9 protein-coding genes and 2 pseudogenes are annotated in these 10,153 nt (G+C 41.6%); 2 read left to right on the plus strand and 9 right to left on the minus strand.

The window, feature by feature from the left end; translation table 11 throughout:
• Positions 1-84: 84 nt before the first annotated feature.
• The 4 genes from FBY58_RS09245 to FBY58_RS09260 all read right to left on the minus strand — a co-directional run bounded on the left by FBY58_RS09245 (position 85) and on the right by FBY58_RS09260 (position 4,378).
• Complete coding sequence (locus FBY58_RS09245; RefSeq protein WP_141920757.1) at positions 85-2,127, minus strand: TonB-dependent receptor; 2,043 nt, start codon at positions 2,125-2,127, stop codon at positions 85-87.
• Positions 2,128-2,389: 262 nt separating this feature from the next.
• Positions 2,390-3,271 (minus strand): helix-turn-helix domain-containing protein, encoded by an 882-nt coding sequence (locus FBY58_RS09250; RefSeq protein ID WP_141920758.1) that lies wholly within the window; start codon positions 3,269-3,271, stop codon positions 2,390-2,392.
• Positions 3,272-3,431: 160 nt separating this feature from the next.
• On the minus strand, positions 3,432-3,719 hold the full coding sequence (locus FBY58_RS09255) for a chromosome partitioning protein ParB (protein ID WP_141920759.1): 288 nt from the start codon (positions 3,717-3,719) through the stop codon (positions 3,432-3,434).
• Positions 3,716-4,378: a ParA family protein gene (locus tag FBY58_RS09260; protein ID WP_011078127.1), complete on the minus strand. Its 663-nt coding sequence runs from the start codon at positions 4,376-4,378 to the stop codon at positions 3,716-3,718. The genes FBY58_RS09255 and FBY58_RS09260 overlap by 4 nt, the downstream gene beginning before the upstream one ends.
• 141 nt (positions 4,379-4,519) lie before the next feature.
• Between FBY58_RS09260 and FBY58_RS09265 the strand changes: the two genes are divergently transcribed.
• Complete coding sequence (locus tag FBY58_RS09265; RefSeq protein ID WP_141920760.1) at positions 4,520-5,251, plus strand: SDR family NAD(P)-dependent oxidoreductase; 732 nt, start codon at positions 4,520-4,522, stop codon at positions 5,249-5,251.
• A gap of 97 nt (positions 5,252-5,348) precedes the next feature.
• Here the strand turns inward: FBY58_RS09265 and FBY58_RS09270 are convergent, their stop codons facing one another.
• The 4 genes from FBY58_RS09270 to FBY58_RS09285 all read right to left on the minus strand — a co-directional run bounded on the left by FBY58_RS09270 (position 5,349) and on the right by FBY58_RS09285 (position 8,906).
• Entirely contained in the window at positions 5,349-7,589 is a 2,241-nt protein-coding gene (locus tag FBY58_RS09270; protein WP_141920761.1) for a TonB-dependent siderophore receptor, read from the minus strand.
• 235 nt (positions 7,590-7,824) lie between these two features.
• Entirely contained in the window at positions 7,825-8,094 is a 270-nt protein-coding gene (locus FBY58_RS09275) for a type II toxin-antitoxin system YafQ family toxin (RefSeq protein ID WP_012817705.1), read from the minus strand.
• Positions 8,087-8,368, minus strand: a complete 282-nt coding sequence (locus FBY58_RS09280; RefSeq protein ID WP_014466420.1) for a type II toxin-antitoxin system RelB/DinJ family antitoxin — start codon at positions 8,366-8,368, stop codon at positions 8,087-8,089. The genes FBY58_RS09275 and FBY58_RS09280 overlap by 8 nt, the downstream gene beginning before the upstream one ends.
• A gap of 109 nt (positions 8,369-8,477) precedes the next feature.
• Positions 8,478-8,906: a hypothetical protein gene (locus FBY58_RS09285; protein ID WP_260432198.1), complete on the minus strand. Its 429-nt coding sequence runs from the start codon at positions 8,904-8,906 to the stop codon at positions 8,478-8,480.
• Positions 8,907-9,142: 236 nt separating this feature from the next.
• Between FBY58_RS09285 and FBY58_RS09290 the strand changes: the two are divergent.
• Positions 9,143-9,921, plus strand: a pseudogene (locus FBY58_RS09290) (IS5 family transposase).
• On the opposite strand, the pseudogene FBY58_RS09405 reads toward FBY58_RS09290, so the two are convergent.
• Positions 9,908-10,153, minus strand: a pseudogene (locus FBY58_RS09405) (hypothetical protein); the annotation flags it as partial. The pseudogenes FBY58_RS09290 and FBY58_RS09405 sit on opposite strands and share 14 nt — an antisense overlap.

Here is a 10,153-nt window from a genome sequence, read left to right on the forward strand (position 1 = left end):
CCTCGCAAATGCACCGGATGGATAAGCCGGTTATCCATTCTGATTTATTGATTTTATGTTTTTTGAGTTTTTATTCTTGAAAGATTAGAAACTGACACCAGCGCGCAAACCGATTTGACGCGGATTAGCTGCAACTACCCTTCCTGAAGGAACGCCACGCGTGTAATAACCGGAATCGGTCAAGTTATGACCGTAAATCGCGATACTCCAATGCTTCCAGCGTTTTTCTATCTGGGCGTCCATAAGAAGATAGGGATCGTTTTCAACGTTGCTGCTGGGGTGAAGTGTTGATCTCCCCCGCCGGATAATGCTGGCATTAACGGTTAAATCTTTGATCGGTGTCCATGCACCCGAAAAGCCGAAATTGCTTATCGGAGTGGAATCCATCAATTCACCGCTATAGTCTTTTCCGCCATAGATAAAATGGTCATAAGCCGCATAGGTTAACCCAACAAAGCCATTCAGTTGGAAGTTATGGATAGGTCTCCAATGGACGGTTGCTTCCATCCCGCGAGAATGCGCCTTTTTTGCCGTAGCAACAACGGTTTCACCTAATTGGCTGGTTGCTGCGACTTGAAGATTAGAAAGAAAATTAGAAAAGCCGACAACTTCGATCGACCAAATATTTTTTTTGTCGCCAACCCTGTAACCCAATTCGATATTATTTCCATAACTGGAAGAATATGGCACCGAAGCCGTTTCGGCATAGTTACTGAACGGATTATAGCCTGGAGCCAAGAAACTACGGGTATAGCTTAACCAAATAAATTGTCGCAGTGATGAAAAATTCTTGGGACTATATTCCAGCTTGACTCCCGGAAGTGGTACTGTTTTCGATATCGTCTGATCAGGGAGTGATTGAGACATGCTGAAAGAGGTGGGCACATCGCCGCTAATTGAACTCGTCCAATTTTTTAAAGATGAGTCAATATGTTCCACCCGAATAGAAGGCACTAATTTCCAGTTTTGAGTAAAATGCCATCCCAATTCTCCCATAAACGCAATTTCGGTTGTTCCCAAATCAGCGGTAGTATGGCTGATATAATACGGAGACATATCAAAATCATAAGGAGAAGATCGGAGGGCTCTTTGCCCATAAACGCCGCCTTTCCAGTCCAGCTTCCCAAATGTCCCCGAAAGCATGAGAGATCCACCGATCTGCTGGGTCGGTGCCGAATTGCCTGAAACGGCATTAAAAACAGAGCGCGGATTCCAATATTTCCATTTCGTACCAACTCCGCCAAACATCGCATCGATATTCAGATGCTTACTAAAACTCCGGTGATATTGGAGTGAGCCTAATACATACTCGGTATCGTTTTTACCTTGGTCGGTGCTGTAAGAAATATGCTTTTTCGCATTTTCTGGCATTTCAAAATAGTCGTTGCCGCCATGATTGATCATGTGATGCAGACTGATACGCCATTCTCCGCCTGAACTGTCTGTATGCAGAATTTTTAAGCGTCCCCACCAGCTATGCCAGCCGCCGGTATTATGTTTATCGAGTGCCTTGTTATGAATATAGCCGTCAGCAGTTTCACCCCCTAAAGCAAGGCGAATGCTGGTCGAATCATTGACAGGAATATCAGCTGTAAAGGAGCCTCTTTTCCGGTTTCCTGTCCCATATTCAAAACTGGCAGTTGCAGAAAGTTTATCCCCTGGATCGTGTGAATGCGCGCTTATGAGACCCGCAAAAGCATTGATGCCTTCGGTAAGTTGTGCGCCGCGCATCACATCTACATCAGAAAGATCAAATATTTGCCCCAAGGCAAAGCTCGGGACGGCAACGCCATCGATCAAAATCGGTGTATAGGAAGAAGAGCCATGATCTTCTGAACTGCCCATACCTCTGACAGTAACAACAGGGTTACTGGGGGTCATGCTGGTAAAGGACAGGTTTGGAACACGCTCAGCAATATCGCTTACCGTCTGCATCCGGTAGGCTTGCATATCTTCAGCTGAAATATGCGTCGAGCTTGATGCCTGTGTTGAGATAGGTCTTTTTGCCGTAACCGTTATATCTTTTGGTCTTAATAGAGCTTTATTCTCGGTTGTTTGTTCTTTTTTATAGGCTGAAGTCGTCTCTGCTTGTATCGAAGAAGCTGCTTTCACAGGATCGGTTATCATAAGGCTAGTCAAGGCAACACATGATAAGACGCAGAGGTGATGTGTCTTATTAAAAGGGCATTCATGAATGAGTAAGGCTTTGTTTCTCATTCATTTATTGATAGTGATTATTATTATCCTTGCTACCCGTATAAGACCAATACCCCTATTGGGTGGATAAAATCACTTTTAAGGTATTAGGGTATCTTTATTTAAAGTAATGATATGATTTTTAATATTTATTAAAAAATTACTGTTTTCAAGATATTTTTTAAAGAAAAAATCAATTTTTTTTACGGTAAGTATTAGGTAATTTACCAAATTGACGTTGAAATGCAGCGCTAAAGTGACTGATATTACTATATCCTAACTGAATAGCTGTTTCAGTGACAGAGTATTTCTTTAAAAGTATTTTGGCATGCTCCATCCGATGTGCCTGAAAAAGGCTATAAGGCCCACAACCATAGATTTCCCGAAATCCTGTCTTCAGTCTTGTCGCACTAAGACCACTATATTTGGCCAAATCAATAATTCTTGGAGCAATATCTTTTCTTGAAAGCAGTAATTTATATGCCTTGTCCAAACGAGCTTTCTCGATTGTCGAAAGAGTGTTTTGTGGATGACTCTCTTGTATATGTTCAAAAGAATGACCAATCACAGCTAAAGCCATGGCGCAGCGCAAGGGGGCATTATGAAACCCTTTCTGCATAGAAAGGCATAAGCTTGTTGCTGCCTTTCTTAGAGAAAGACAAAACTTGCTTTTGCGAAGAATTTTTCTTTTTGTGAAAATTTCAGTTTCCCATGAGGGTGTTTTGATATCTTCTAGAAATTCGAGTGTTATATGTAATTCTAGACAGGAAAAATCATGGCTAGTATTAATTTTGAATTTTGAATTCTGAAGGTTAGCCATAACAATATCTTGGCTTGTTAAAATATAGATATCATCATCTATGCGTATTTCGCAACTTCCAGAAAGAATGACTAAACATCTTATAATAGAAGATGCGTTGTCAAAAACGCCTTCTACAGAAAAAGTATTTTCAGATGTAAACCAACTAGCACTAAGACCACTATGAAATTGGTTGAATACAGGATGTAATAGCGACTGCCCTACAAGATAGGGAGGGTGTTTTATATGTATATGGCTAGATCTAATATTTTTCATTGCTAAACATAATTTCTTCGTAAAATTATAACCCCTAATTTATTGCAAATAATTTTTATTATCAAAATATAAATTTTATAAATTAAGATAGAAGATTAACAAAAATTTGAACTTTTTAAAACCAGATTAAAATAAATATCCGGTAATTAAAAATACCGGATTATTTTGTAGCCATATTTTGCTTATATAATTGCCATGCCTCTTCAATCAGAACACCTTGCTGAACGCCTCTTCGCTTTGCTTCATTCGCAATTTCGACAGATGTATCTGGCATCACTTTGGCATGGACTTGCCCAGTGCGAGGGCTTGGCTTTCTCCCTCTTTTTTTCACGATTTCTCGTGAAGAAAAACCCAATTCTTCAGCAACCTGATCTGTGTCTTTAGTCGAGGATGTTTTGGGTTGTTTTTTTAAGCGGCTTAAATCGATACTAAAAGCGTTATTACTCACTGGGCATCTCCAGTTAATCTTTGATAGACAGCTTGGACAAAAAGCGAGGCGTTTTCTATCGCTTTTTCCATATTGCCCTGTTCTGGCATGCTATAGAGATCTCCACCAAATTCGAATAAAGCCGAAAAAGCTGCCCGCTCCATCAGAGGCGGTTCAATGAGATCAACACCTTGTTCTCGAAAAGACTTTTCAATACCACTATGCTGTTTTGACTTAACCGCTTTGGTCATTGTAAAAACCAAAGCATAAGGAATAGAGCGGTCTAGTGCCTCTTCCTCTTCCTCTATTAGCTGTAAAGCTCTTGCGCCGATCGTTGCGTCAAGAGTTGTCGCACGCATAGGTATAAGTACAAGATCGGCTTGAGATATTGCTCGAGAGACTAATCGCGACGCAATGCCTTCCAAATCGACAATAATAATCTTTCCATCATTGTCATGGTTTTTAATCGTTTTAACGATTTCTGATTCCGTGACATCTGACAGAACGCGCATGCGTTGAGGCATTGTGCCGCGTTTTGACCATATGGTTAAAGAGCGATTGGGATCGCAATCAACCATAACAACTTCAGCTCCAGCATGTGCCAGTCCTGTTCCCAACAGGACTGCTGTTGTTGATTTTCCGGCGCCTCCTTTGGGAGATGCAACCACAACAGTAGGCATAATATGACCCTTTTAAAATTATCTGGTATTTATATTAACCGGATAATTTAAATTATCCAATAATAAATGATTTTCAAACCATTTTGATGAAAGGCATAATATACTTCGAGGATGAGGCCTAAGAAGTAAGGAATAATACGAATGACGAAACCGGTCGCTATTATCACAGGCGGAAGTCGCGGTATAGGAGCCGCCATTGCCCAAAAATTAGCTCATGATGGCTTCGACATAGCTATCTCTTTTGCAAGAAGTGCTACCCAAGCCAATGAAATTTGTCAAAAAATAGAAGCCTTGGGATGCAAGGCTTTATCTATTCAAGCTGATGGCTCAACAGTAGAAGGCAATAAAAAAGTTATATCAGAAACAGTCAAACATTTTGGTCGTGTGGATGTTTTGGTCTGCAATGCAGGAATGTTTTCTTATAAAAATATAGATCAGGTAAGCGTTGATGATATCAACGATATGCTTAACCTTAATCTTCGTTCTGTCATGGTCGAAGTATCCGAAGCTGTGCGTCATTTGCCATCTGGTGGTCGTATCATCTTGATTGGTTCAACATTTGCAGGTCGAGCCCCCTTTGCTGGCATTTCTTTATACTCGGCTGCCAAGGCTGGCTTACGAGGCTTTGCCAAAGGCGTTGCTCGTGATCTTGGCCAAAAAGCTATAACGATCAATGTCATTGAACCTGGGCCTATCAATACGGATATGAATCCGGCAGATGGGGAAGCCTTTGATTTAATTTCTTCTTTTACAGCGACGAAAAACTACGGCCAAGTAGATGATATCGCCCGTACGGTTTCTTTTTTAGCTAGCTCGGAATCCGGTAATATTACCGGCGCAGCTATTGCTGTCGATGGTGGTTTGCAAGCCTAAAACCTTAATAAATTACCGGATATTTTAAAATATCCGGTAATTATAAATATCTGGTTTTTTGAAAAATCTTTTAAAAACAGTGCGTTAAAAATATTTTTTAGAGATCTGCCGTAATTGAAAATTTAAAAGTATGTGGGGCGCCCATAATCAAATTGCTTTGATAAACGGAATCCCAATAGCGTTGATTGCCAACATTATCTATTTCGATCCGTGCAGTAAGCGGCTTATTGCGAACAAGGAAGGTGTATCGCGCTCCCAAATCAAACCTTGACCATGCAGCTAGATGAGCTGTGTTTGCATTGTTAAATTGTTGCTTTCCTGTGCTGACTACTCGTCCAACAAAGGTCAGACCTTTGACAAAGGGAATATCATATTCGAGATTCCCATTAATCGTATAATCCGGAACGCCAATCACGGTTTTTCCGTCGTAACTGCCTCCAGAACTTCGTATCTGTTTGGCATCAATCAGAGTTAGACCGCCATTAAATCGTAACCCGCGCCAAATTTTTCCATTAAATGTTAGCTCCATACCGCGGTTACGTTGTTTCCCGTCTTGGGTATAAATTAACAAGCCTGTATTCCCATAGGATTCTACCATCCCATAAGGCATTGCTGTCTGGTAAAAGGAGACGCTGGCAGAAAAACGGCCAATGTCATATTTTGCTCCGACTTCATACTGCGTGCTTTGATAGGGGGCAAAAGTCTGACCTGCATTAACATAGCTTGCTCCTACCGTTGTACCTGCGGAAAGGCCTTGGATACGATTAAAATATACAGCAAAATGTTTTATTGGATGAACCACTAATCCGACAACCGGAGAAATAACGCCCGATTCATACTGTGATTGAAGTTTACCTGTGCCATAAGCATAGGAATTGGACAGGATGTTTTGATAACGGAACCCGCCGGTGAGAGAAATGCGGTCATCCCAGAAATTCATCGTATCAGAAAAAAACAAACTATAGAGCTTGTTCATGGAAACTCGTCCCGGATTTTTCATATTACCACTGGCATAGGTTTCATTCGGGGTAAATTGGATGGGGTTATAAATATTCCCTGCTTGGCCGACCAAACTCATGGCATAGGCAGCATAGGATTCTTCCCAAATAGCGGATCCTCCTGCATTGATTTCATGCTTGATAAAACCGGTTTTGAAATGGGCGCGAACACCGGCTTGAGTTGACTTATTCAGGACATTATAGGCCGTAGCCATCGCACCAACGCTTCCATCTCCTGTGTAAGAATTTTTTAAAGTCGTGGTGGCATAATTGCCTATTTCCTGACCACTCTGCGCTCCGAATTTACCATAAAGAGTGATATGGTCTCCAAAATCATGCTCTATATTCAGTGTACCGAATAAATAAGATAAATCGGTATAAGCCCATTTCTGTCCCCAATTTTTTGATGGAGAAGTCGTCTTTGGAACGGGCATATCTGTTCCAAGGCTGGAAACGATAATAGAACTGCGCCCCCCAAAAACCTGTTGTTTCTGGTAGTTCATATTCATATCTATCCGCGTATCTTCATTATGCCAGTCAAAAGCACCGGCAATAGCAATATCGTCACGGCGTTCTCCTTTAATCGCTGTTCGACCATTCATGCCTGCCGCATTAAAACGGAATCCATAAGCACGATCCTGACCAAATCTTCGACTTATATCGACCGCACCGCCACCTTGGCCATTACTGGTATAATCGCCGGTAACCCGTGTTATATCTGTTGATGTCGCGCGTTTGGGGACAAGATTAACATTACCACCAATAGCTGATCCGCCGGGAGCCGCTCCATTTAAAAAAGCACTGGCGCCATTTAAAACTTGCACGGAGTCATAGAGTTGTGGAGAAACAAGCTGACGAGGTGTTACGCCATATAATCCATCAATCGCCACATCATCACCATACAGGGTAAAACCCCGAATCTGGAAAAGCTGGGCATAATTTCCATATCCTGTTGTCGTCCTGACCGTTGGGTCATTAAGAAGAACTTCACCCAAGGTTTGAGCCTGCTGGTTCAAAATGAGGCTAGAATTATAACTGCGAATATTGAAGGGAACATCAAGGCCTTTTTTGTTGCCCAAAGCGCCCAAATCCCCACCACTTGATACATACATTCGATTGTTGCGAGAAGCTGTTACAATAAGATCTTCTTGTTTGGTAACGGCCGGAACGGTTTCTTCTTTTTTAAGATCAGATGCTTTTGATGAAAATAGAAGCGCATTGTTTCTGCTTTGTGATGTAGCATTTTCTGCCCATGCAGAGGAAGAAAGGAACGCTGTTCCCATACCGGAAAGCAAACTGGATAGTCCGATGGTGTTCAGACAAAGCGCTCGAAAATTCATAACAAAACCCACCTGATAGCCCTTTTTTGAAACGCATATCTTATTGGTAATAATTTTCAATAGCACTTAATGATATTTAACTATAATGTTATGATATATCATTAATTTAAATAATAATTATTATAATGAAACTGTAAAATCAGGCTGTTATGGATATTAAAATTTATCTGGTTTTTTAAATTACCGGATAAATAAAATAATCAGGTAATCTTATATTTCGGACGCTTTTATGGCTCTACCCAAATAGTTCAGAATGGCTTCCCAAACGTACTAATTGAACATAATCATCGCCATTCTTCATATAAATTAGCACTAAATCCGGTTTTACATGGCAATCTCTAAAGCCAAGCCAATTACCTGAAAGGGCATGATCTCTATATCTTGGCGGGAGTTCCAAATCTTGACAAAGGCAGTTTAAAATTTCTGCCCATGCGGGGGTAACAAACTCTAGAAAATTCTTTTTAGCGTCTTTTTTGAATTGTTTTTCAAGCAAGACCTTACGCATCATGGTTCTCTTGTAATACTTTCAAGGCCTCTGCTGCCGTAAAGGCTTCCGAAAAATCAGTGCGCCTTAATGCCTCCAGCATCGCTTTTTGTGTGGTCGTATTGGGCTCATCTTTAGCATAATCGAAAGATAGCGGAATCGTTTTGGTCTCGGCCACTTGATTTAAAAACAACTTAAATGCCTGCGCTGCGCTTAATCCATAACGCTCTAATACCGGAAAGGCTCGATCCCGCAAATCCTGATCCAATCGCAGATTGAAACTTGTTGTCGCCATTTTTACACCTATTGATATACATTCAGCATATATTTGCTACTAATAATACGCTGAATGTATACTTATTTCAAATAAGAATCATGGTGTGATAGTCGTTTTTCAATAAAAGCTAGCAGCCATTCAATGCATGAATAGACTGTATGAAATTCCGGCCATTCCGCATGGAGGTCATAATAGATGCTCTGCCATTACAGATATGCGATTTTGCGGCATAATGATAACGCACAATAAAGATATTCGTGTTTTCTTGGGCAATATCCAGTAATTGTATCCGATCAGTCAGACTCCCATAAAATTTGGTAAGATTTGAAGCCAAAAACGCGGGCGTCGAGCGTTTTTCTGGAACTATTAAGGCAGAAGCTGCGGCACCTTGCCCATCTCCTAATGCGGTATAAAATGCCCGTATCGTTGTCGCTGCCGTTCCATATTCATCTATAAAGTCCATGGCTTTGGCTTGTGGAGCGGAATAAGACACAGGGCGAACCGCCGTTACAGTCGCTACTAAGGGTTCGTGGTGGTGTCCTGTAGCTGCAGCCATAGTATCGGTAAGCTGTACAGTCACATTTTTATGCAAAAATTGCTGAAGCAGTTTTGATGTTGCCTTGGTTCCAACTAATTGAACCGATTGGAAATGATTTTTGGGGTCAGCGAACTCATCACCGGAAAGGCAAATCGGATTACTAAGCTTTAAAACGTAACTAGGTTATGTTGACAAAGGGTATAATTTAAGATTTTTAGAGATAACTTGAGAACAAGTTTTGTAGGGCAGATAGGATGCGAGGAGATCTGACAGACGCGGAGTGGGAGATAATAGAGGGTCTTCTTCCAAGCGAACGAGGCCGCTGCGCGCGTCCCGCCAAAAGTAATCGGTTATTTCTCAATGGTATGCTTTATGTGCTTCGAACAGGCTGCCCGTGGCGAGATATGCATGAACGTTATGGGAAATGGAATTCGGTCTATGTTCGGTTTCGTAGGTGGGCAGAACAGGGTGTCTGGGACGCTCTTCTTGAAACCCTGGTTGACCTTGGCCTGACAGATGACTGGCAACATATGATAGATAGTACGATTATTCGCGCCCACAGCCAAGCGGCTGGCGCAAAAGGGGGACGTATAAGGAAGGCTTTGGTCGCAGCCGCGGAGGCTTTACGAGCAAGATCCACGCCCGTTCCGATGGTCAAGGCCGCCCTCTAGCTTTCGAACTTACAGGTGGTGAGGTCTCTGATTATTCTGGCGCTGATAGCTTGATAGATATCCCTGTCACAACACCCCACCGTTTTCTCGCTGATAAAGGATATGATAGCGATAGGTTACGCGAAAAACTGCTTTTTCGAGGCATCCTTCCTGTTATCCCGCCTCGTTCCAATCGGAAAAAGCCTATTCCTTATAATCTCCAGCACTACAAAGATCGTAATCGTATTGAGCGGATGTTCAATAAGTTGAAGCAGTTCAGACGTATTGCCACACGCTATGACAAAACCAGAAAATCTTTCCTCGCCTTCCTTCATATCGCGGCCGTAAAATTGTGGTTACCTTCCTTTGTCAACATAACCTAGGTTCTGGTGTATCTCCATTTTGAACATCTTCATAATTGGGTGGGCCCGGGAAAATAATATATTCGATGATACCTGTTAACTGGGAGGGTTCTTTCCGTGCCAAATTATAACATTGGCCTGCCCATGCAGATGTCTGCCAACAACATGCCATTATAGACATCAGAACAAGTGAAAAATATTTCAACATTATAGAGAAACCTTCAATTTTTGGAAAAATCCATTTTTCAATAAT

It is taken from the genome of Zymomonas mobilis (genome assembly GCF_006715975.1).
Lineage (GTDB): Bacteria > Pseudomonadota > Alphaproteobacteria > Sphingomonadales > Sphingomonadaceae > Zymomonas > Zymomonas mobilis_B.

Coding starts and splice junctions, on each gene's coding strand:
- FBY58_RS09275 (WP_012817705.1), bottom strand. CDS start 8,094: ATGCGTAAGGTCTTGCTTGAAAAACAATTCAAAAAAGACGCTAAAAAG.
- FBY58_RS09280 (WP_014466420.1), bottom strand. CDS start 8,368: ATGGCGACAACAAGTTTCAATCTGCGATTGGATCAGGATTTGCGGGAT.
- FBY58_RS09250 (WP_141920758.1), bottom strand. CDS start 3,271: ATGAAAAATATTAGATCTAGCCATATACATATAAAACACCCTCCCTAT.
- FBY58_RS09265 (WP_141920760.1), top strand. CDS start 4,520: ATGACGAAACCGGTCGCTATTATCACAGGCGGAAGTCGCGGTATAGGA.
- FBY58_RS09285 (WP_260432198.1), bottom strand. CDS start 8,906: ATGGCTGCAGCTACAGGACACCACCACGAACCCTTAGTAGCGACTGTA.
- FBY58_RS09260 (WP_011078127.1), bottom strand. CDS start 4,378: ATGCCTACTGTTGTGGTTGCATCTCCCAAAGGAGGCGCCGGAAAATCA.
- FBY58_RS09270 (WP_141920761.1), bottom strand. CDS start 7,589: ATGAATTTTCGAGCGCTTTGTCTGAACACCATCGGACTATCCAGTTTG.
- FBY58_RS09245 (WP_141920757.1), bottom strand. CDS start 2,127: ATGATAACCGATCCTGTGAAAGCAGCTTCTTCGATACAAGCAGAGACG.